This is a genomic window from Streptomyces sp. NRRL F-5122, assembly GCF_001507435.1.
Lineage (GTDB): Bacteria > Actinomycetota > Actinomycetes > Streptomycetales > Streptomycetaceae > Streptomyces > Streptomyces lannensis.
Genome location: NZ_LMWH01000242.1, coordinates 1 through 21,023, shown reverse-complemented (window position 1 = coordinate 21,023; position 21,023 = coordinate 1). Strand labels below are relative to the sequence as shown.

At 66.9% G+C, this 21,023-nt stretch carries 15 protein-coding genes and 5 pseudogenes; 9 read left to right on the top strand and 11 right to left on the bottom strand.

Going from position 1 to position 21,023, the window contains the following annotated elements; translation table 11 throughout:
* The first annotated feature begins 269 nt into the window (after positions 1-269).
* The gene (locus ADL25_RS27195; RefSeq protein WP_059130469.1) at positions 270-617 is read left to right on the top strand and encodes an ArsR/SmtB family transcription factor; all 348 of its coding nucleotides are present in this window, start codon (positions 270-272) and stop codon (positions 615-617) included.
* A 782-nt stretch (positions 618-1,399) separates the two neighbouring features.
* On the opposite strand, the gene ADL25_RS27190 is transcribed toward ADL25_RS27195, so the two are convergent.
* Entirely contained in the window at positions 1,400-1,852 is a 453-nt protein-coding gene (locus tag ADL25_RS27190) for a MarR family winged helix-turn-helix transcriptional regulator (protein WP_234381060.1), read from the bottom strand.
* A 56-nt stretch (positions 1,853-1,908) separates the two neighbouring features.
* Between ADL25_RS27190 and ADL25_RS27185 the strand changes: the two genes are divergently transcribed.
* Positions 1,909-2,778: an SDR family NAD(P)-dependent oxidoreductase gene (locus ADL25_RS27185; RefSeq protein WP_059130468.1), complete on the top strand. Its 870-nt coding sequence runs from the start codon at positions 1,909-1,911 to the stop codon at positions 2,776-2,778.
* A gap of 204 nt (positions 2,779-2,982) precedes the next feature.
* Here ADL25_RS27185 and ADL25_RS27180 read toward each other — a convergent pair.
* Positions 2,983-3,411 (bottom strand): annotated as a pseudogene (locus tag ADL25_RS27180) (transcriptional regulator); the annotation flags it as partial.
* Here ADL25_RS27180 and ADL25_RS50770 point away from each other — a divergent pair.
* Positions 3,412-3,576, top strand: a pseudogene (locus ADL25_RS50770) (NADPH-dependent oxidoreductase); the annotation flags it as partial. It lies immediately after the preceding pseudogene.
* 398 nt (positions 3,577-3,974) lie between these two features.
* Here the strand turns inward: ADL25_RS50770 and ADL25_RS27175 are convergent.
* The gene (locus tag ADL25_RS27175; RefSeq protein ID WP_079050599.1) at positions 3,975-5,306 is read right to left on the bottom strand and encodes a sulfite oxidase; all 1,332 of its coding nucleotides are present in this window, start codon (positions 5,304-5,306) and stop codon (positions 3,975-3,977) included.
* 644 nt (positions 5,307-5,950) lie between these two features.
* Between ADL25_RS27175 and ADL25_RS27170 the strand changes: the two genes are divergently transcribed.
* Positions 5,951-6,454: an AAA family ATPase gene (locus tag ADL25_RS27170; protein ID WP_059130467.1), complete on the top strand. Its 504-nt coding sequence runs from the start codon at positions 5,951-5,953 to the stop codon at positions 6,452-6,454.
* Between the two features lie 281 nt (positions 6,455-6,735).
* Here ADL25_RS27170 and ADL25_RS27165 read toward each other — a convergent pair whose 3' ends face one another.
* Positions 6,736-7,557 carry a DUF1684 domain-containing protein gene (locus ADL25_RS27165; protein WP_059130539.1) on the bottom strand — a complete coding sequence of 274 codons (822 nt, stop codon included), beginning with the start codon at positions 7,555-7,557 and terminating at the stop codon, positions 6,736-6,738.
* Positions 7,558-7,670: 113 nt separating this feature from the next.
* Between ADL25_RS27165 and ADL25_RS50765 the strand changes: the two are divergent.
* Positions 7,671-7,833, top strand: a pseudogene (locus ADL25_RS50765) (IS5/IS1182 family transposase); the annotation flags it as partial.
* Between the two features lie 863 nt (positions 7,834-8,696).
* Here the strand turns inward: ADL25_RS50765 and ADL25_RS27160 are convergent.
* Positions 8,697-9,440 (bottom strand): lysophospholipid acyltransferase family protein, encoded by a 744-nt coding sequence (locus ADL25_RS27160; RefSeq protein WP_059130538.1) that lies wholly within the window; start codon positions 9,438-9,440, stop codon positions 8,697-8,699.
* A 175-nt stretch (positions 9,441-9,615) separates the two neighbouring features.
* Between ADL25_RS27160 and ADL25_RS46520 the strand changes: the two genes are divergently transcribed.
* Entirely contained in the window at positions 9,616-9,900 is a 285-nt protein-coding gene (locus ADL25_RS46520) for a hypothetical protein (protein ID WP_181922975.1), read from the top strand.
* A 496-nt stretch (positions 9,901-10,396) separates the two neighbouring features.
* Here the strand turns inward: ADL25_RS46520 and ADL25_RS27150 are convergent, their stop codons facing one another.
* Positions 10,397-11,473: a fatty acid desaturase family protein gene (locus ADL25_RS27150; protein WP_059130466.1), complete on the bottom strand. Its 1,077-nt coding sequence runs from the start codon at positions 11,471-11,473 to the stop codon at positions 10,397-10,399.
* Positions 11,474-11,994: 521 nt separating this feature from the next.
* Positions 11,995-15,744: a family 78 glycoside hydrolase catalytic domain gene (locus tag ADL25_RS27145; protein ID WP_079050598.1), complete on the bottom strand. Its 3,750-nt coding sequence runs from the start codon at positions 15,742-15,744 to the stop codon at positions 11,995-11,997.
* Between the two features lie 164 nt (positions 15,745-15,908).
* On the opposite strand from ADL25_RS27145, the gene ADL25_RS49155 reads away from it, so the two are divergent.
* Positions 15,909-16,250: a hypothetical protein gene (locus tag ADL25_RS49155; protein ID WP_159045011.1), complete on the top strand. Its 342-nt coding sequence runs from the start codon at positions 15,909-15,911 to the stop codon at positions 16,248-16,250.
* A 344-nt stretch (positions 16,251-16,594) separates the two neighbouring features.
* On the opposite strand, the gene ADL25_RS27140 is transcribed toward ADL25_RS49155, so the two are convergent.
* From ADL25_RS27140 to ADL25_RS27130, 4 genes and pseudogenes are all read right to left on the bottom strand, one after another.
* On the bottom strand, positions 16,595-17,002 hold the full coding sequence (locus ADL25_RS27140; RefSeq protein ID WP_107116715.1) for an ATP-binding protein: 408 nt from the start codon (positions 17,000-17,002) through the stop codon (positions 16,595-16,597).
* A gap of 218 nt (positions 17,003-17,220) precedes the next feature.
* Positions 17,221-18,171, bottom strand: a complete 951-nt coding sequence (locus ADL25_RS27135) for a GAF domain-containing protein (RefSeq protein ID WP_059130464.1) — start codon at positions 18,169-18,171, stop codon at positions 17,221-17,223.
* Positions 18,172-18,501: 330 nt separating this feature from the next.
* Positions 18,502-18,665: pseudogene (locus ADL25_RS50760) on the bottom strand (FAD-dependent monooxygenase); the annotation flags it as partial.
* A gap of 399 nt (positions 18,666-19,064) precedes the next feature.
* A complete protein-coding gene (locus ADL25_RS27130) occupies positions 19,065-19,529 on the bottom strand; it encodes an ester cyclase (RefSeq protein ID WP_059130463.1) in 465 nt (154 codons plus the stop codon).
* 142 nt (positions 19,530-19,671) lie between these two features.
* On the opposite strand from ADL25_RS27130, the gene ADL25_RS27125 reads away from it, so the two are divergent.
* Both ADL25_RS27125 and ADL25_RS48340 read left to right on the top strand, forming a co-directional pair.
* A complete protein-coding gene (locus tag ADL25_RS27125) occupies positions 19,672-20,580 on the top strand; it encodes a LysR family transcriptional regulator (protein ID WP_059130536.1) in 909 nt (302 codons plus the stop codon).
* Between the two features lie 191 nt (positions 20,581-20,771).
* Positions 20,772-20,905, top strand: a pseudogene (locus ADL25_RS48340) (IS5/IS1182 family transposase); the annotation flags it as partial.
* Positions 20,906-21,023 lie beyond the last annotated feature (118 nt).

Below are 21,023 nucleotides of genomic sequence, written 5' to 3'. Positions count from 1 at the left end.
GCAACGCAACGCAGCGCAGCGCAGCGCAGCGCAGCGCAGCAGAGCGGAATGATCCGCTCGCAACCCTCCTCACATGACCAGTAATTGCTAATATTGGCAACTATCAAGGTCATCGCGGCTGGATGTGGCGGCCCTCTTCCTGGTGCGGATTCGGCCTGGCCGGTGCCGCAGGCGAGGATGGGCCGCATGTTCTTGACGAATGGGTGGATGCGATGTGCGGAGGCCCGGCTGATGGCGCCGCGCTGCTTCCGGGGTGAGGGGATGGCACGGTGAGCACACCGCTGTACCAGCTGAAGGCCGAGTTCTTCAAAACCCTCGGCCACCCGGCCCGCATCCGGGTCCTGGAGCTGCTGAGCGAGCGCGAGCACGCGGTCGCGGAGATGCTCCCCGAGGTGGGCATCGAGCCGGCGCACCTCTCACAGCAGCTAGCCGTGCTGCGGCGCGCGAACCTGGTCAAAAACCGCAAAGAGGGCTCGACGGTGTACTACTCGCTTACCAGCCCGCACGTGGCCGAGTTGCTGCGGGTGGCCCGCACCATCCTGTCCGGGGTGCTGAGCGGCCAGGCCGAACTCCTCGCCGATCTGCAGGCCGCGCAGCACGAAGGAAAACGGCCGTAGTAACGACGACCCTCGATCGGCGACCGTCTTCCCGTAGCGCGACAGCGCTCTGCGGCAGCGGGGAGACGGCTGCCTCCCCGCTGCCGCAGGTGCGCCGCGGAGGGACTCATGGGCCTGTTACGCAAGATCCGCAGCACCGGTCCGCCGGGCCGAACCCGTTCCAGCACGCGAGGGGCGAAACGCCGCCGCGGTCAAGGAAGTTCGGCAGATCATGCAAGCGTGCTGCGTGGATGTCTCACGCATGCCGCGCGCGATGAAACATCGAATTGAGAATCCAATTCCCCAGGCGCACTTTGGTTTCCTTGTGCAGTGCACGTCAGTGCCGTAAACGGGAATTCCGGAAATAACCTTCGGGCACTGATTCAAGTCATTGCAGAACTGATGAAAGATATCCAAGTAATGGACTCCCGGATACTTCTTACTGAATTCCAGGGAGATCCCGGACAGCAGGACCGCAACCGAGCCCTTGACATGCGGAAAGGCGGACCCCGAGACGTAGACCGGAGTCCTTCCTTTGGAGAGGATCCATGGCTCGGTCAAGATTTGTCGCAAACCTCCTCCGGGCCTCGTCGTCGCGAATCGTCACCTGCTTCCCACCGGCGTCGATCTGCTGCTCGGCCACATCCCACTGGACGCTGAGCAGAACCGCATCCGGTCGCACCTTGTCCATCAGGGCAGGCCATTCCACCTCCCAGTTCGGACAATTCTTGTTCGGCAGCGGATTGATCGGCTTACGAATCCCGCAGGCGAGCGCCGAGGCATCTTCGACTTGCCCGTTCCCCCTAGTACGCGAGTGCCGTGTTGAGGTGGGCAAGCAGCCCGCTCAGGCTTGTCAGTTGCTGCGGGCTGAGTGAGCCGAAGAGTTGACGCAGGGTATGCGCTCCTGCTTGTTCCGCTGCCTCCAGCGTCGTGCGGCCCTTTTTCGTCAGAGACACGGTCTTGCGGCGCCGGTCATCGGCGTCCTCGGTGCGAGTGACCAGGCCGATGCGTTCGAGCGCTTCTACGATCTGGGTGACGGAGCGCGGCGCCTGGCCGAGGGCATCGGCGAGCTGGGCCTGATGCAGAGCGCCGCGGGCGTCCAGCACCTGTAGGACCTTGGTGCGGGACAGAGACAGTCCCGCGGTCGACATCATGCGCCGGTCAACTTCTTCCCGTACACCGTAGGCGATGGTGAGGAAGGACAGTCCCACCTGCTCAGGGTCGTTGTCGGTGGTGTTCGCTTCGTGGTCGCTCATTGTGTCGGGTATCCTCCCACAGAAAATAGTGAGGTACCTCATGAATGGAGCGAGTGATGGACCGTCCCATTGCTGTGATCACAGGAGCCACGTCAGGCCTGGGCCGTATCGCTGCCCTCGATCTGGCCCGACGCGGCTACCGGATCGGGGTGGCGGCCCGTTCCCGCACCAGGGCCGACGCGCTCGTGGACGAACTGAAGCCGGTGGCCGGTGACGCACCGATCGATGTCTTCCACGCGGACCTCGGCCTGGTGTCGCACGCTCACCGGGTTGGCGAGGAGATCGCCGCGAAATACCCACGGTTGGACGTACTGGTCAACAACGCCGGGCTGCACGCCTTCTCCCAGCGCACAACCGCCGAGGGCTTCGCGCAGATGACCGCGGTCAACTACCTGGGAGCATTTGTGCTGACCCAGGCCCTGACCAGTAGGCTTGCTGCGTCAGCACCGGCTCGAATTGTCAACGTGGCCTCCGAGGCGTCCCGACAGGTAACGACGATCGCACCGGCCGAGGACCTACTCAACGTCGACGCCTACACCCGCCGGGAGTCGCTGCCCTTGTACGGGCGGACCAAGCTGATGACCATCATGTGGACGCAGGAACTGGCCCGGCGCCTGGATCCCGGCGAGGTCACCGTCAACTGCTGCGACCCCGGCTTCAATGCCACCGGACTGGGACGTGATCTGCCTGGTGCCAAGGTCTTGCAGCGCGTCTTGAACGCACTGCGCATCGGTGACCCGCGCAAGGGCGCCGGCATCATCGTCCGGCTGGCTACCGAAACCGCGTTCGCACATGCCAGCGGCGGCTACTTCTCCGTGCGCGACGCCCGGCCGCTGGAGTGTCCGGAGGCCGGGCGTGATCCTCGTGTGCAGAAGGAACTGTGGGACGAGACCGTTGCGCTGCTGGCTGCCCGCACGGCGGGTTGAGACCTGTGACCGGGTCTCAGGGATGGTGCAGTCCGCCCACTGCGCTGTGGGCCAGGGCCAGAGCGGTACGCACACCAGGGGACGGCTTGGCCGCACGTCAGCAGCGAAGCCCGGCCCTCGCGCACCTCCGCTAACAGGTGAAGATGGAGAACTCACCTACGCGCCGACCAGGGTGTTGCGATCGCCGCCCTCGAGGTGACGGGCCTACTGAGGTTGCGAGATGGCACGGAGTCGGACGCGAGGCCGGAGGCGGAGTTCATTGACGGCCTGAACTGTCTTGTCCTCCGCAGGAAGGAAGACGACCAGTTGCTGTGCATCCGCGGAGATCTCAAGCGTCTCGCGGGTCAGTTGAAGCTCGCAGCCGGAGGGATGATTGAGTCGGAGGACTCCGCGTTCGGGAACCACGTGACGGTTCATGCGCCTGGTGAAGTCGGGACCTGCGGTGGCTGCGAGCTCTGTGGTGAGCCACTCGGAGTTCTCGACAGATGGTCCAAGCCACAGGTCGAATGCCTGCTCGTCTGCGACGTCGTTCCAGTCGGCGAAGAACGTACGGGCGCGGGGGTCGGTGAAGACATAGCGCGTGAGGTTCGGAGTCTCGCTGTCGAGCAGTCCGGTTCCACTCGTCAGCAATTCACCATCCGCGACGGTCTCGCGTTCCCGAACTACTTCGCCGCCTGGCACGACGGCCGTCCGCTCGACCCGGAAGCCCCGGGGTACGCCAAGACCATGCTCAATCAGCTGGCCTGGTGGGCAGGTGCACTCCGCTCAGCCCGCCGGGCCGCCGCTTATCCGGTGTGAGGACTGCTCAGCGCGGCAAGGGACCCGAACAGTACCGGTCCTGCCTCCCAGCGGTCGCCTGTACGTAGCCGGTCAACGCTCGACATCGGTACCTCTTGAGGTCCGTTGGATGAGCCGACACCGGCACGGTCCAAGAGCCGGGGCCCGCTCCGCACCCTCCGTGCTCGCCCGCGCCCAAGTATCCGGGATCTGACCGGTCGCCGACCGGCACGACGCGGACGGGTCGGCCCTGATCCTCTTGCGCACCGCCCCTCCGCGGCTCAGGTGGCACGCACCAGTACCGTCACCCAGGGGCAGCCCGCGTGTTACACCGAGGCCAACGACCGACGCTGTACAGCGAGCGGTCTCGGCATCCCGATCACCGGCTTCACGACGACGTAGTCGCCGGCTCAGCACGTTCATGGTCTGAGCGGGCCCGCCCCTCCCACCGGTACTGCGTCGTCGGCAAGACGCTGCCGACCGCCGCGTCGGGGCACCACGGTCACCGCATGCCGTACCACCGCGTCGAACAGATAGCCCTGTGTGTTGGGCACGGCGATGTCCGGCTGGCTGCGCCCTGCCGTGTCGTCGGCGCGGGCCAGCAGGTGCACCGGGCCAGGCGCGTCCGGCGTCCAAGGCAAGGACCAGCGCATCCAGGTATCGGAACGTGGTCTGTCGTGAAGTCGGGCGGACCGCCACTTTCTCCCACCGTCGGTGCTCACCTCGACTCGCTGGATGGCTCCCGCACCCGACCAGGACCGGCCGTGCAGCACCTGGCTCTTTCCCAGGGAGAACGTGGCGCCGCTCGCCAGCTCGAAGGCGCTCTTGAGGGTCTGTCGTGCGAGCGGTGCGCTGCCCTCCTCCGGGTAGGCGGGGCCGAACAACCGGTAGAAGGTTGTGTTCCACGGAGAGAGGAGCGGCTGCGCAGACACCTCGATGTCGCCGACCCACTTGATCGACGCAATCCCCACCCACGAGGGCACCAGCAGCCTCACCGGGTACCCGTGATCGTGGGGTAGCGGCTCGCCGTTCATCTCGTACGCGAGCAGAACGTCGTGAAGCGCCTTGGCCAGCGGCAGTGGGCGACGTACCCGGCCGAGGCTCTCCCCACCGCTGATGTACTCGGCGTCCAGGCCGCGCGGCTGGACGTCCACTGCGTACGGGGACAGGCCGGCCCTGCGCAGTACGTCGGCAAGCCGTACCCCGCGCCAGCGGGCAACCCCGACAGCGCCCAGTGTCCACGCGGTACCGGTGACTGTTTCGCCCTGCTGAGTCGTGTAGTAGCTGCGACCGTTTCCGGCGCACTCGACAAACGCGGTACGGCTGACGGCCGGCAAGGCGCGCAGATCGTCGTACCCGAACTCCACCGGTTTGTCTTCGCCGGGGGTGCCGCGCAGCCCGTCGCCCCACAGCTTCAGCCGCCAGTCACCGCCGTCCAACACGGGCGTCGCTGTGTGGTTGCGTACGAAGAACAGGTCGTTGGGCGTGCAGTGGCCGGTTCCGCGCAGTGCCTCCCAGCGGGTCTCGGCGTTGGTGCCGCGCTGGATGAACGACTCGGGCGGCAACGGCTTGACGATCGGCGAGTCGGCGGCTCGCGCCGGAGTCGTCGTGGGGAGGGCAGTGGCGGCGGCTGTTGCAGCCAACAGGGTGAGGAGTTGACGGCGCGTGACCCCGTCCGCTCTCGCCTCCCCTGCCAGCCACTGGCGCAGCCTGCGGCGGTCGTAGGCGGTTTCAAGGTGGGCAGCAGACATGGCAGGTCCTCGTCACCAGTCGGGTTGGGTAGGGCCCGGGTGGAGCACAGCGCTTGGGTACACCGTGTGCACTGACCAGTTGCTGGATACCAACCGCACCTGTGCTACGCGGGGGGTTCGGAGAAGGGAACCGAGAGAAGGCCGATCAGCGTGAGGGGCTACACAGCGCGGCGGCCACGCGGACGAGGTCCACGGCGCGGCGACGTGTCAGAGGCTCCAGCGGAGGCATGGCGGGATGCAAGCACGTGGCGCTGGCTTGTGTCAACGGTTGTATAACGCACGGTAGTTGGAGTGAACCCGGGCGTACGTCGGGCACTCGCGCTCTTTCTGGCGAGCCGCTGGCCCGGCAGGTTTCGGAAAGACGTGGGCTTGGCCTGTGGGCTGGAGTGTATGTCGCTGCGCTGACGCTGACACTCAGGTCCTTCCCCGTGCGAGGCAGCCTGGAGCAGCAGCCATGGGGTGCCGGAGCCATCACTTCGACCGGTGCCCAGTGCATTCGTGCTGGCAACGGTCCTCAACTGGCCGCCGGGATGGCATTCGACCCGACCGTTCTCCCCCCATGCAGGTTCGCTGCAGCCGCACCCCAGCATGTCATTCGCATGAACAGTCAATCGTTGCGCAGGCCACTCCGGCAGGATGACTCCGTGCTCATCGTCATCGGCGGCCTGCCCGGTACCGGCAAGACCACGCTCACCCGCCTCCTCGCCGCGCGGTACGCCGCGGTCCACCTGCGCGTGGACACCATCGAGCAGGCCATCGTCCGCGCCGGTCTGGCGTGGCATCCTGTCGGGCCGGCTGGATACGTGATCGGATACGCCCTGGCTGAGGAGCAACTGCGGCTGGGACTGACCGTGATCGCGGATTCGGTGAATCCGCTGGCCATCACCCGCGACACCTGGCGTGACACGGCCGTCAGGGCGGGATCCCCGGCAATCGAGGTGGAACTGGTCTGCTCGGATCCGGCAGAGCACCGGCACCGCGTGACCTCACGTTCCGTAGACCTCCCGGACCTGCCGCTGCCCGGATGGCAGCAGGTCGTCGACCGGGACTATGAGCCGTGGGACCGCGAACACATTGTGCTCGACACTGCCGGTCAGGAGCCCGAGGACTCACTGGACGCGCTGATCCAACGCCTCGACCTGCCCTGACCGACCTCACACAGGCGCTCGGCGCGTCGTGAGGGGGGTTCCACGCGTAGGTCCACTTCCCGGCGGAGAAGGACATACCGCCGTTTTGGCGAGCGGAGCCTTCCGTCGACGACGAGGCGAAGAGGGCGGCTCGGAAGTCATCCGGTATGACCGACCGAGCCCGGCCGGTCCAGTCGGGCCGCCTCGGGACGGAGAGGCCTGGCGGCCCCATGGCGAAACCAGTCGCCCGAACCGTCCTTGAGCAGGGCGTACGTCAAAGTGATGCTGAAGGCTTGGAGGGATCAGGGCCGGCCGCCTCGCTCCAAGGGAATTTTTTCGCCTGCCTCGATCGCGACGGTCAGGCGGTTCTCGGCTGGCGGCAGCGGGCAGGTCGCCAGGTCGGTGTAGGCGCAGGGCAGGTTCCCGGCGCGGTTGAAGTCCAAGATCACCCGCCCCTCGGCGTCCGGGGAAGCGATCTGCAGGGAGCGGTTCGCCGCGTACGTCGTCACTCCGGACGTCTTGTCGGTGAACAGCACCATCAGGCTGCCGGGGGTCTTGCCATTGAATGCAGTGAGCCGGTGCACCGAACCGTCCAACTCGAATTCGACCTGGCCCGGGGAGTCGTATACGTGTTCCAGACCTTCCACTGCGGCACCGACCGTCACCGGCCGCGGCTCCTCGAGCGGCCGGAAGCGCCCCTGGCGCACCCACCGTACGTCCGGAGCAAAAGCGGGGGTGTATGTGAAGGAGGTACGCAGTTCGTTGTCAGGGTGGCGGGGCCGCAGAATGTCGTGACCGCCGCGCTTGGCGACCTCGATCATCGCGTCACCGGCAGCTGCGTACAGGCTGTCCCGCTCGGCAATGACCCCGAATACGTACCGGCCGTGTACCACCGTGCCGTCGACGGTCAGTTCCTCGCCCTCGGCAAGCTCGACCACCACCCCCTCGTCGCTACTCGACCATGCTCCGGGCGCATCCTGGAAGCGAGACGGATCCTCGCTCAGCCAGTGCAAACTCGTGATCGCGAGGAATCCGTGCGGGCCGGCGAGGACCTGCTCCTTCTGCCGGTGCCACTGCTGCCACGCCTCGCTGAAGGCCTGCCGCTCGATGTCCTGGACGGTCATGTCCACTCCCTCTCATGGTTGGAGCCGGACCTCCTCCTCCGACAACCGCGACGATCTCGCAGTTCATCCCGACCCGGGCGCCCTATTTCGCCGAAGCGTCGTCGGTCCATGGCAAGGAGGAGCACAATAGTTTTCACCGCAGGGTAGGGCCCGTATCGGACACATCTTCACGCGGATGGGGCCGGGAAGATCCTTCGCGACTGCCACCTGAAGAGCGACGGCATCCACAGCGCGATGCTCGGCATCGCCCGACTTCACAACCTCGTCCTCACGGGACGACTCCCGCCCATTCGGGCGCCTTCAAGAAAGGCCCAGGAAAACGGCTGCCCCCCTCGCCGGCTCAGACAACGCTTAGACAGAAGTCGAGCCACATCGACGTGGCGTCGGCTGCCGCACCGCTCGGGCGCCATAAGTCGAGCCGAGCGCCCTCCCGGGCCGTCCTGAGGCAAAGGGCGCTGAACGACAACGCTGATCGGCGCATCTCCACAGTGAGCGCAGATGCAACTCGGCGCCAGGATCGCCATGCGTCCCGGCGCCGGGCTCATATCAGCCAGCCACCTTGGGCAGGTCACCTCGGGCGGGCATCTGCTTTTGAGGCCCCTTGGCTGCCTGGAGATACACCAGGCGTAGATGGCCGGCAGCACGGGGACGACGGAGCCGTGTGCGCAGGTCCGAATCCTGTTCGGTCCCGCTGGGAGAGTCGGCATGCGACAGCCTTCGCATCGGACACCCGGTCCGCGCGAAGGCTGCGAGGCAAAGCAGTCCCCGGTAGTGCTGCGCGTGTCCTGAAGCTTCAGTCGTCACTGTCGCCTCGGTATCGCGCCGGCTTGCCGGGGGCCTAACCCACATCCTGTCCAAGTCACTCCGTCGGCTAGACGTCCTTACCGGCTTTGTAAACTCTTTCGGTGTTGTGACCTAATAACCACAATGCACCGCATATTTTCTAAGTAAAGGCGTTTTGGGTAAATTCTGCGGGAAGCTCTACGTGATCATCCCCCAACGGCCGCACTCGGCGCCCGGCGGCCTACTCGAAGAAGCCGCGGACGGTATCCGCAGGGCGGCGCGTGCCACGTCGGTACCTGCTGCCGCAGCGCATCCAGTGCCTGCGCCGGCGAGACACCGGCACACCGACTGTTCGTTTACAGCGGACGGCCGTTTGGACCGGACCGTAGCGCCGGGGCGGTGGAGCTTCGCCTCCGCCGCCCCTGCGCCTGTCCGGCCTTCACGTCAGCCGCGTACTGATTCACGTATTCCTGGCCCGACAGCCGCAAAATCGCGTACGTGATCTCGTCGGTGACGGCCCGCAGCACCGCCTCCTGATGCTCCGTCCCTGCATAGCGTGAGAAGTCCAGCGGTTCCCCGAAACGGATCACGATCGGCCGCCGCCTGGGCAGGACACGCCCCGGAGGCCAGATCTGGAAGGTCCCCACCATCGCGCACGGAATCACCGGAACATGCGCATCCAGCGCTATTACGGCCACCCCAACCTTGCCCTTGTACAGTCGGCCGTCTGGGGAACGTGTGCCCTCTGGATAGATCGCGAGCAAGTCTCCCTTCATCAGCACCCCCCGCCCTTCCCGGATGGCCGCCTGCGCCGCGGGCCTGCCCGATCTGTCCACCGAGATCTGCCCCGCGCCGCGGAGGACGAGCGCAATCAGTCGGCCCATTGGGCCCGGCGCCGTGAAGTACTCGGCCTTGGCCAGGAACGTGATACGCCGTTTCAGGACCGCGGGCATAAGGAGTGGGTCCGCGAAGGACAGGTGATTCCCGGCAACGATCGCTGCGCCCTTCACCGGAAGGTGCTCGAGGCCCTCCGCGCGCGGCCGGAACAGCAGCCGCAGCAACGGCCCCAGAAGAACGTACTTGAGCACGTAATAGAACACGGACACCTCCCACCCAATCTCCCCGGCATGCATGTGCCGGGCCTTCCCTGGCAGTGTCGGCACCGCCCGGAAGCCTCGGTGACGGTCGCTGGCGTCACCGGCAGGACAAGAGTCCCGTCTGCCTCAGATGACGCCTCGGAATGCGGTCGGGCTCTACCTGGGAGACAGTGAGGTCATGGTTGAGCGTCCCATAATCGTGGCGGCGCCCTGCGGATCTGGCGGCCGCAACGTACACCTCGGTGACGAGTTCCTGGGAACGGCGTATTCATTGCACGACCTGACCGTGTTCCTGCAATGCATCGGGCTGCTGGGTTGGGATGAGCTGGACGTGACCGAATCGGACCTCATCGAGTGGCGGGGCGGTGGTCCGGAAGTCTGGCCGGGCCAGGGTGGTGGGCCGGACTGCTGGGCGGCGCCGGGCGAGCCCGCCCCACCGGTGAAGAAGACGAGGCGCGCCTGACAGGGGTTCGGACCGCCGAAGAGTCCGGGGCCAGCGGACAGCACTCCGGTTATCCGAGCTGACCGCCCCGCACAGCAAGGAGATCAAAGCTGCGGCTCGCCGGTCTACCCGCTGCCCGTACTCACTGAGGGCCGCCCGCCAGGAGACGGCGAAATTCCAGGAGCCCTCAGCCAGCGTTACCGCGTTCGGGTCTCCGCCAGCGGCCCACCGGAAGCGGGCCACCACGCTCTCCCGCAGGAACCCATCCACGACGCCTAGGCTGCCCATGCGTTCACGCACCAGGACCTCGCCGGTTCCATTTCGTCAGCGATCTGCTGGTAGCCGCCCGTGTCGGGACACCCGCAGAACCCGTAGAGCCAGTGCCCCACGCCTGAGCTCGCACAAAGAGCAACGAATGCTCAACCGATCTATCGGACTTGAAGGTCGTGAAATCACCCAAAGAGGACGCCAAAGATTGAGGTCGACGCCCCCTGCGGCGTTGCGTGTCGTTCTCCCTTCATGACGCCTTGCGTTGGCGCCTGATGGGCTCGCCCACTCGGTGCAGGTGGGTAAGGGCCTCGCGGTAGGACTGGATCAGCCTGGTCTCGTGGTAGGGCACGTTGATTTCCGCGCAGTACGCGCGTACGACGACCTGGGCCCGCCGTAGATGAGGAGTGGGCATGCTCGGGAACAGGTGGTGCTCGATCTGGTAGTTGAGCCCGCCGAGCATCACGTCGGTGACCCGCCCGCCCCGCACGTTGCGGGAGGTCAGTACCTGGCGGCGCAGGAAGTCGGGGCGGTCCTCGCCGGTGAAGGTGGGCATGCCCTTGTGGTTTGGGGCGAACGTGCAGCCGAGGTACACACCGAACAGGCACTGGTGCAGGGCGAGGAACGCCACGGCCTTGCCGGGAGAGAGCACCAGGAACAGCGCGGACAAGTAGGCCGCAATGTGCAGGAAGAGCAGTGTGCCCTCCAGCAGGCGGTTCTTCATCGACGGCGAGCGCAGCGCCCGCACGCTCGCCACGTGCAGGTTGAAGCCCTCCAGCGTCAGCAGCGGGAAGAACAGGAACGCCTGGTGGCCTCCGATGAATCGGGCCAGACCGCTGCTGTTGCGGGCCTGCTCGGTGGACCACACCAGGATGTCCGGGGCGACATCGGGGTCGAGTTCCTCATGGTTGGGGTTGGCGTGGTGGCGGGTGTGCTTGTTCATCCACCAGCCGTAACTCATGCCGATGCCGAGGTTGCCGAAGAGCTGGCCCCAGATCGCGCTCGCGCGCCGCTTTCGGAACACCTGCCGGTGCGCCAAGTCGTGTGCCACCAAGGCTACTTGGCCGAACATCAGGGCGAGGAAGGCGGCGACCACCAACTGCCACCACGTGTCGCCCAGCGCGACGAAGGCCGTCCAGCCCCCCGCCAGCAGCCCGATCACCAGACCGAGCCGCACCGTGTAGTAGCCGGGGCGCCGCCGCAGTAGACCCGCCTCGGTGATGCGCTGCGACAGGCGGGCGAAGTCGCTGCCGGCGTCGGGGCGGGATCGGCTGGGCCGCACGGCGGCCGGGCCCTTCGTGACCGTGGCTTCGGAGGAAATCGTCATGCAGGCGAGTCTGGCTACGGCCCTCCCACCGCCACCAGCCTGTCAGCCGTAGGCCTCCTGGGGGCCGAGCCCCCCACCATCCCGGGGGTTGTCCCCACCTCTGCGCCCCCTGAGCAGGGCATTCGCCGGTTCGCCCGGATGCCGGTGCCGACCGAGCCGCCTCCGCCAAGGGACGAGCCATGTGAAGTCGTGCGTGCCAGCCCTTCTTGACGCCGTAGGCCGCCATGGCACCGGCAATGAGCGAGAACAGCGCGAGTAGGCCCAGCCCGTCGCCGACCAGGCCGGCTCGCCGAGCATCGCCGAAGACCATTAGGACCCCTGATGCTTTGAACCGAACGGCCCCCGTACCCCGGAGAACGCCTCAACCACAGCTCCAGGGCATGTCGCGTGAGATGGTGCCGTCCGGAGAGGGTCTGACCTTCCGGGCGGCTCGCAAGTTACCCAGGCTGGTGGACGCCTGCATGTCGGGCGGTCGGGATCCGGGCGGAGGCGTGTGGTGGCCCGTCTCCGCCCGGTCACGGTCAGCGTGCCGCGCGGAAGGTGTACTTTCCGGACGGAAGGTAGTAGGCCGCTGGTCCGGCCGGGATCGCCTGGGCGGGTGCGACGACCGACTGTGGCTTCGAGGTGGGCAGCATGACCGCCGCATAGGTGCTGACGGGGACGGTGACGTGCAGTGTCAGTTGCCCGTCGGAGGTGGACCAGCTGCTCACTGCGGTGCCGTAGGGCGTTTCGTACGTACTGTCGGCTGAGGTGAGGCCGCCGCCGGGCTGCGGTGCGATGCGCAGGGAAGCGTAGCCGGGGCTTGCCGGGCCGAGCCCGCCGACGTGGCGGTAAAGGAAGTCTCCGACCGAGCCGAGACCGTAGTGGTTGAACGAGTTCATCCCCGGGTCGTTGAACGAACCGTCGGTACGGATGCCGTCCCAGCGCTCCCAGATCGTGGTGGCCCCGTGATCGATCATGTAACCCCAGCCAGGGAAGCCGCGTTGCTGCAGAATCTGGTAGGCGGTGTCCAGGTGCCCGTGGTCCGCCAGCACGGGCAGGAGGTTCTCCACGCCGAGGAACCCCACGCTGAGGTGCCCGTCCGTCGCGGCGACCTTGGCAGCCAGTTTGTCCGCCGCGGACCGGACCAGCTCGGTGGGCAGCAGCTCGAAGGCCAGGGCCAGCACATAACCGGTCTGGGTGTTGCCGCTGACGGTGCCGTCGTCCGTGACGAACCTCGCAGTGAAGGCGGCCGCGACCTGGTCGGCGAGCCGGCCGTACGACGTGGCCTCGGCCACGCGGCCGGTGGCCGCAGCCATGCGCGAGACCAGCCGCGCCGACCATGCAAAGTAGGCCGTGCAGATGAGGTCCTGCGCTGTGTTGTCGTTGACGTTCAGCCAGTCGCCGAAAGTCTGCTGGTTGCGGATCAGGTCGCTGCCGGCGGTGCTGCGGAGATAGTCGACCCATTTCGCCATCGACGCGAAGTGCTGGTCGACGACTTTGAGGTCCCCGAATCGCTGCCACAGCGTATACGGGATGATCGTGCCCGCGTCTCCCCAGCCGGCTGTACCGGCACCGCTGATCACTGCGGGGGCGACGTCGGTGAATGCGCCGTTGGGCTGCTGGGCGTCGGTCAGGTCGTCGACGAATTTGGCGAGGAAGGTTTGGGTGTCGAGGTTGAATGTGGACGTGGCGCAGAAGGCAGCGATGTCGCCCGTCCAGCCGAGGCGCTCGTCGCGCTGGGGGCAGTCGGTCGGGATGGAGAGCATGTTGCTGCGTTCGCCCCAGACGATGTTGTGCTGCAGCTGGTTGATCAGTGCGTCCGAGGTGCTGAACGTGCCCGGCTGTGGCGTGTCGGTCCACACAGCGCGACCGCTGACAGTGCTGCGGCCTGGTGTGAAGTCGGCTGGCAGGCCGGTGAGTTCGACGTAGCGGTATCCGTGGACGGTGAACCGGGGTTCGTAGGTCTCGGTGTTGCCCGTGCCTGCGAGGATGAACCGGTCGGTGGCTTGGGCGCCGCGCAGGTTGGTGGTGTAGAGCGTGCCGTCGGCGTTGAGGACTTCGCCGTGGCGGATGCTGACCTCGGTGCCGGCGGGACCACGCAACGCGATGCGGTTCCAGCCGGTGAAGTTCTGGCCCAGGTCAAAGACCCAAACGCCCGGTTGCGGCTGAGTGACCGACACGGGCTGGAACTCGTGGTGGACGGTGACGCCGTTGTCGACCTGGGCGACCAGTTGGGGGGCGGAACCGCCGTAGACGGTTGCGGCGGCCCATCCGCTGTCGTCGAAGCCGGCGCTGTCCCAGCCATGGATGTCCAGGCGCGCGTCGAAGGTCTCGCCGTTGTACAGGTCGTCCGCTCTGATCGCGCCGGTGTTGACCTTCCAGCCACCGTCGGTGGTGACGAGTTGGGTGGTGCCGTCGGTGAACGTGACGAGCAGCTGCGCGGAGTACCACGGCTGGGTGCCGTACTTCTGGCTCCCGGCGAAGCCCAGGCTGCCGAAGTACCAGCCGTTGCCCAGCCAGGCACCCAGAGCGTTGGTGCCCTGCCGGATCTGTCCCGTGACGTCGAACACCTTGTACTGGAGGCGCTTGGCGTAGTCGGTCCACCCGGGAGCCAGGACGTCTTCACCGACCTTCGCACCGTTGAGACGAGTCTCGTGGATGCCCAGAGCGGTGGTCAGGAGCTGCGCGGAGGCCACCCTCTTGCGCACGGTGAAGCTTTTACGCAGGATCGGCGCCGGCTGGACGACCCGCACGTTGGATCCCCACGGCCCGCCGCCGTATGCTGCGACCGCGAGTGCCGCAGGCCAGGCACTGTCATCGAAACCGGAGGCGTTCCAGCCGGACGGCGCGCTCTGGGAGGACTTCCACGACGCATCGGTGACGATGGTCGAGCCTGCGGCTATGGTCAGCTTGGCGATCATTCCGGTTGGCGAATCGCTCGTGTTGCGGCTCGCGATCGCGATGGTGTTGCTGCCGCTCGTGAGGTGCGTGGTGACGTCGACGAGGGCGGCGCTCTTCCAGGAATCGGTCACGCGGGGCGAGGTGCTCACCAGGACTCCGTTGACCCATACGTCCGCGGTGTCGTCTCCGGTGACGGCCAGGGTTGCGCCGGAGGGCGCCCCGGTCAGCGTGAAGGTGCGCCTGAAGTAGCGCGTTTCCACGGGGCGCCCGGCGGCCGGATCTCCCTCGGGATACCAGATCCAGTTGGCCCCTGACAGGTCCGGCCCCTGGGGTTGGCCGATGAACTTGGCACGCCACTCCTCTGCCGGCGCCATCAGCCCGGTCTCGAACGATTGCGGCGTGCTCCATGCGCCGGCCCGGCCCTGGGTGTCCCACACGCGTACACGCCAGAAATAGCGTGTCAGGCTTGCGAGAGGGGATCCGGCGTAGTCGATGTCGATCTGCTGGTCGGACGGAACCTGACCGCTGTCCCACACATCGCCGGTGCCGGAACGCGTGGACGAGACCTGGATCCGGTAGCCGGCCTGCCGTTGCTGCAGGGCTGTCGAGCCGAGCTTCCAGCCGAACCGTGGGCGTGCGGCGTCGACCCCCATCGGACGGATGTGATGCTCGACGGTGCAGCCGGACACGTGCAGGGGTGATGCGGCCACGAGGTCGGGGGCGCGGACTCCGGAGCGCCAGGGGGCGATTCCATAGGCGCCGAGGTCCCGCGTGACAGGCCAGCCTCCGTCATCGAAGGTGGGCCGCTCCCAGCCCGCGGGGGCGTCCCTGCCCGCCGACCAGCTGCCGTCGGTGACGAGATCCGTCGTCCCTTCGGTGGTACGGACGCGCACCCGCCCGATGACGCCGGCGTGGCCGCCCTTGCTCCTGCTTGCCAGCGCGAGGGTGTTGACGCCCGGCGTCACGGCGGAGCGCAGGTCCACGTACAGGGCGTTGCGCCAGGCACCGGCGACGCGGGGGGATCCGGCGATTGGCTTCCCGTTCAGCCACACGTCGACGGTGTCGTCGCCTGTGACGACGAGTTGCGCTTCGGTCACCTCTCCCTCGCCGACGGTGAACCTCTTGCGGAAGAAGCGGTATCCGGCGGGGGCGGAGCCGGGCTTTCCTTCCGGGTACCAGATCCAGTGGGCACGGGACAGATCGACGGGCTCGGACCGTGCCGTGCCGGCGGCGGCCAATGCGCGGCCGGAGACTGCGCCGACCGTTCCTGCGGCAATGGCTCCCACGGTCAGCGCCGACCCCACGCCCAGGAAATGGCGGCGGCTCAGGGGGAGTTGGTCGTGAGAGGCGGTCGAGTGGGGATCGGGGGACGTCGTTGGACTGGACAACGAGGTGCTCCTTCACAGACGGCAAGCGAAGCAGGACGACTCGGGCTGAGCGGTGCATCCGGGCAGGAGGAGCTGGAGCGCTGAGGCGACAGCACTCGGGATTGAAACGTTTCAATTCATTGGTGCGGGGTGAATCTATGAGAGTTGCTCGGGACCGTCAACACATGCTGCATGGGTTCGAGGCACAGGGCTCACAAAGGGCCTCGCCGCTCCAATCGCAGCTGGGAATCAGCTTTCCGCCGTGCAGCCTGCTGGGCGATACCTCTCACGTGGCGGAACTGGGCTCATCGGACGCCGCGTTCGCGCGTATCGCCCGGGGGCGCGGGGATCAGCCCACAACAGGTACGTCTGGTCTGGGAGTTGGCCACGGCACCCGTCGTCGTCCCAATCCCGGGTCGCCTCATCCGGCAACCATCGGCGACAAGCCCGCAACGGCCGATCTGACGCTTACCGAAGCGGAGTTGACCGAACTCGACCTCTCCGAAGTGCCCCGTGGAAATCTTTGAGTTGGCTTGGAAATGGGCGGGTTCGGTGCGGCCTGCTCGCTCAGTCGGCGTGATCGTCTTCGGCGATGAGCTGACTCGGCTGGAGAATGACCATCCCGACCGGCGGTGGGTCGCCCATGTCCTGACCGGCCGGGACAGCCTGCTTGATGGAGACGGCGTGCTCCACTGCGTCGTCTGCGGTCCCGGACCGCTGATGAGCGTCCAGGGCGTTTTTGACCAGGCTGGGAGTCTCGACCGAAATCGGAAGCCGACGACACCGCCCTGCCCACTGAACTCGCCCATAACCTCAAGCCTGGATCACCCACGCGGACGTGACCCTCGAGGGGCTGTAGGAGCATTCACCGTTAGCAACCGCAGAGATTCAGCTCTGTCCAGACGATCTTGCCGGACGCCGTGTATCTGGTGCCGTAGCCCTGAGTGAGGTGGGCGACGATACTCAGGCCCCGGCCGCTTTGTTCGCTCGGCGCCGGTTCGCGGGCGTGGGGTGCCGCACGGTTGGTGTCCGACACCTCGCAGATCAAGGCGTGGTCGCGGATCAGGCGCAGCTGGATCGGCCCGGTGGAGTAGCGGATCGCATTCGTGACCAGCTCGCTCACCACCAGGCTGGCGGTGAAGGACAGGTCCGGGAGCCCCCAGGACGTCAGCTGGGTGGCTGTTCGGGCACGGGCATCGGCCACTGCGGAGGGTTCGTTGGGCAGGTTCCACGTGGCAATGTTCGTGGGCGTGGCGGCTCGTGTTCGAGCAGTGAGCATGACCGCCGACGTCGTCCTTGGTGCCGGGTGGTGCGAGCCCACGCCCGGGTCCGCTCGTACCTGGTCGCCTGGCGCGCTCTGGTGCTGTTCCTGGGGACCGGCACAGCTCAGGGCCAGAAGACTGCCTGGAGGAACGTCGAATTCGGCGACGTCGCACGGCTCGGAGCCGATAGGCGCTTGGGTGGAGGTAGTAACGGATTGCGCACCATCGGCGTCGACTACCGGGCCAGGCCCGTGTGGGCTGCGGTGCAGCGGCGGGTCACCGGGTCGTAGACCGCGTACACGCAGTGCCCCGCTGCTGAGGGTGGACCCTGGGCGTCGGGCTCGTGAGTGGGCAGTTCAAAGCTGCGGTTCAGGACCTCACCGGGGTCGATGTCTTGTACCGCGAATGCCCTGATCTGCGCCTTCTGCTGACTCATGGCGGCTGCCGCGGTGATGCCGCTACCGCTGCAGAATCCCGCCACCAGCCCCACTCGGGCGCTGGGCAAACGGATGACGTCGAACCATCCGCCGGGAGGGCCGTTCTCCGGCACATGACCGTTGACTTCTTCGATGGCGGTCAGGTGGGGTGGCTGCGGCAGCAGAGCGTGCTGGAATCGGCGTCCCATCCCCTGCTCTTGCAGCTCGCGGCGTATCGCATCGAGGACCTGGGCTGCCTGTTGCGCAAGCCTTGCCGCTGCCCGCAGGTCGGCCTGCCGGAACGGTGAGGACCCTCTGCGCCGGTAGAAGGCGACGAGTCCCAGAACGACGTGGTTCGCAGTGAGCGGCACCACCATCAGTGAGTGCACGTCGTTCTTGCGCATCACCGCAGCGCGGACCGGGTCATGTGCCAGCCACCGGGCGTGCGCGGGAATTGGGGAGACGATGCGCGGCCGCATGTCCCTGAGGCTGCGCCTGTAGGGCGTGCCGGAAGGGATACGGCAGGCTTCACCGATCCGGTAGGCGCACCCCGGGTTGCGTACGCCGCGGAAGGCTGCGCGGCGGAAGCCGATCCCGTCGCATGCTTCGGACAAGGCGGTGTGCTCGCAGAGGGTGCTGTCCGAGACCTCGACGACAGCGATGTCGGCCACGGCGGGCACTGCGGAGTCCACCAGTTGCTTGGTGGCCCGGAAGGCGTCCACGGAGGACGGACCGTCGACCCCGGTGACGGCAGGAAGGGAGGAATTCATGTGATCACCTCGGAGGGGCGAGGAGCGTGCCTGTCTCCGAGCATCCGTCGCCGTCACTGGGGACACATCGGTAATAGCCCGTGCACACCAAGCGGGAAATGCCCACCCTCACGCGGCCTGCCCGCGAGCCATACTGCGCAGCTGCCGCACATGTGGATGCGGGTTTGCCGCATGAGCACAATGCAGTGCTGACCTGCACCGACCTGCTTCTGATCATCGGCGGTGAGGTCGATATAGTCATCGAGGGTCGATGGCGCTTCCGTCCGTAACCCAGTGGGGCGACGGCAGCCGACAGGCACCCCGCCTGGCCGCGGTCAGGCCCCGTCATTGGAGCTGTGCACCGTCCAACATGGCCAGCTTCGCGCCATCGCCGTTCGGGGGCGTGCGGTGGGCGGTGTCGCCGAGCAGGGTAACCCCCGGCGTTCAATCCCAGCGGTGCCCGATCGGAAGGGTATACAGCGGCGGCACAGGACCGGCGCGGTGTCGCTGTCGGTTCACGAGATGAGATGCACAACGGACTCGACCAGACCACCGCAGAGTGGCAGCGTTGCAAGGCGATCCGTGGGCATCGAGGCCGCTCTCTCGCAGAACGTCCGGGCCCACGGCCTGGACCGATCCCGCTACCGCGGGCTGAAGAAACCCGCCCCGAAACATGCTCACACCGCACCGGCGTGCGGCGACGTCGGCGTCGCCGACTGGATCAACACCCCATGCACGGCCGACCGCCGATCAAGCCGCTTTCCTGCTCTAATGCACACCGCCACATGACCAACTGAGTCATACCGTTACGTCGGTCTAGGGCTACCCTAGGTCACCCAGGGTGCCTTCCCGATCTTTCCGCGGAGACACCCCTTGAAGGTACCCGGGCGGCGGGACGGCCGCCGGAGTGTCCGTCAGTGCCCCTCGGTGAGGTCGACGCCGAGCTGACGCAGGAAGCCGACGTTGTCGTACTGGACCCACTCCTCGGCCAACTGGCCGTTCTCGTGGTAGCGGAAGACGTTGATTAGTTCGAGTCGCATCGGCTGCCCGTTCGGCGCGATCGTGTCGATCGGGGACGCCTCGAAGGGCGCGGTGAAACGCCCCGACATACAGGTACGCGAACCGATGTACTCACCCTCGCTGACAATGGTGCGCCGCTCGCACGCGAATCCCTCGAACGCGGCACGCATGGCCGCGAAGAAGGAACGGAGCTGCGCGTACGTCATGTCGCCGTCGGGCCCGTGGAAAACGAAGTCATCCGCGAAGTAGGCGTCCAGCTTCTCGTCGTCAGCCACGGCGATCGCCTCGCGGCCGATCCGCACCAGGGCGCGCGCCCGCTCGTCGTAACGGGTGTCGTCAGGGGAAATGAACTCGCTCACTAGAAAATCCTTTCGGGGGTATTGGCGTTGCCGCCGCTTTCGACACTAGACCCTGAAAACTCCTTTTTGGCCCTGCGTAACATGCAATTATCGGCCCGCTCCCATAACGACTGTGCATGGCTCGGACGGCTACGATGGTGCCGTGCCCGAACTCAGCATCAACGCTCTCCGCGTCGTGCGCGCGGTGGCCGCGCACGGCTCCCTGAGCCGCGCGGCGCGCACCCTCGGCTACTCCCAGCCCGCCATCTCCCGCCAGGTCTCGGCCGCCGAGAAAGCCGCGGGGCAGCCCCTCTTCGTACGCGGCGCGCGCGGCGTCAGGACGACGCGCGCGGGGGAGCTCGTCGCCCGATTCGCCACCGAGACCCTCGCCGGCCTTGACCAGCTGGACGAACGGCTCGACGAGCTGACCTACGGACCCGAGGTGCGGGTCCGGGTGGGGGCCTTCCCCGCTGCGAACGCCGCTCTGCTCCCCTTCGCGCTGGCCAGGGCACTGGAGCAGCAGCCCAGGCTGACATTCGCGCTCACCGAGGCGTCCTCGCCGCAGCTCGTGCACCAGATCATCAGCAAGCGGCTGGACGTCGCGGTCGTGGCCTCCGGGCCCGGCCTGCCGCAGCCGGCCCTGGAGGGGTTGCGGATCGCCCCGCTGCCGGGCGGCGAGCTGACGGTGGGCGTGCCACGCGGGCACCCTCTCGCCGCGATGGAAGGCACCGTCCCGGTGCGTGAACTCGCCCACGCGTCATGGATCGTGGGCAAGGGTGCCCGTGACGAACCACAGTTCGGCGCCTGGCCCACGCTGACCGATCCGCTCATCGCCTTCCGTACGCGGACCTGGCACAGCCGCTTTGGACTCGTCGCCGCCGGTCTCGGAATCTGCGTCATTCCAGACATCCTCGCCCCGGTCGTCCCGGAGAACATCGCCCTGGTACGCGTGGACGACCCGAACTGGCTCGGACGGAGCATTCTTGCGGTCACCAGGAATGACAGGGTGGAAACGCACGAAATCATTGTCCGGGCATTGCGGGAGCCCTTTGAGGATCAACCGAGACGCTGACGGGGTGGAAGGCGAGAAATTCCCATGGCGGGTTCCGGCCGACACATCCGGCATTCGGCCCCGTTACAGCGGGTTCCGGGGCGGAAACGGCCGACGCCCCGTCGAGACCGTCGGATGCCGCCGCGCCGGAGAGGTAGCGGCCGGGCACCTCGCGACGTTCGTCGGCGCGGTCACCGGATCGCCGGTGGCCCCGCCTGATCAACAAGCTCAAGGCAGGCGCGGCATCGCCACCCGGTACGGCAAGACCCCTGGCAGCTACCTCGCCAGCCTCCACCTGCGCGCAGCAATGATCTGGATCAAGGACCTCACACAGACCACTCATTGATCACGACCCGATACGCGCCCTAAGACGTCATCTCATTTGGTGAGTCTGCGGTAGCAGATGAGGGTGCAGGCGATGCTGGTGAAGGCCAGGAAGTGCTCGGATTTGCGTTCGTAGCGGC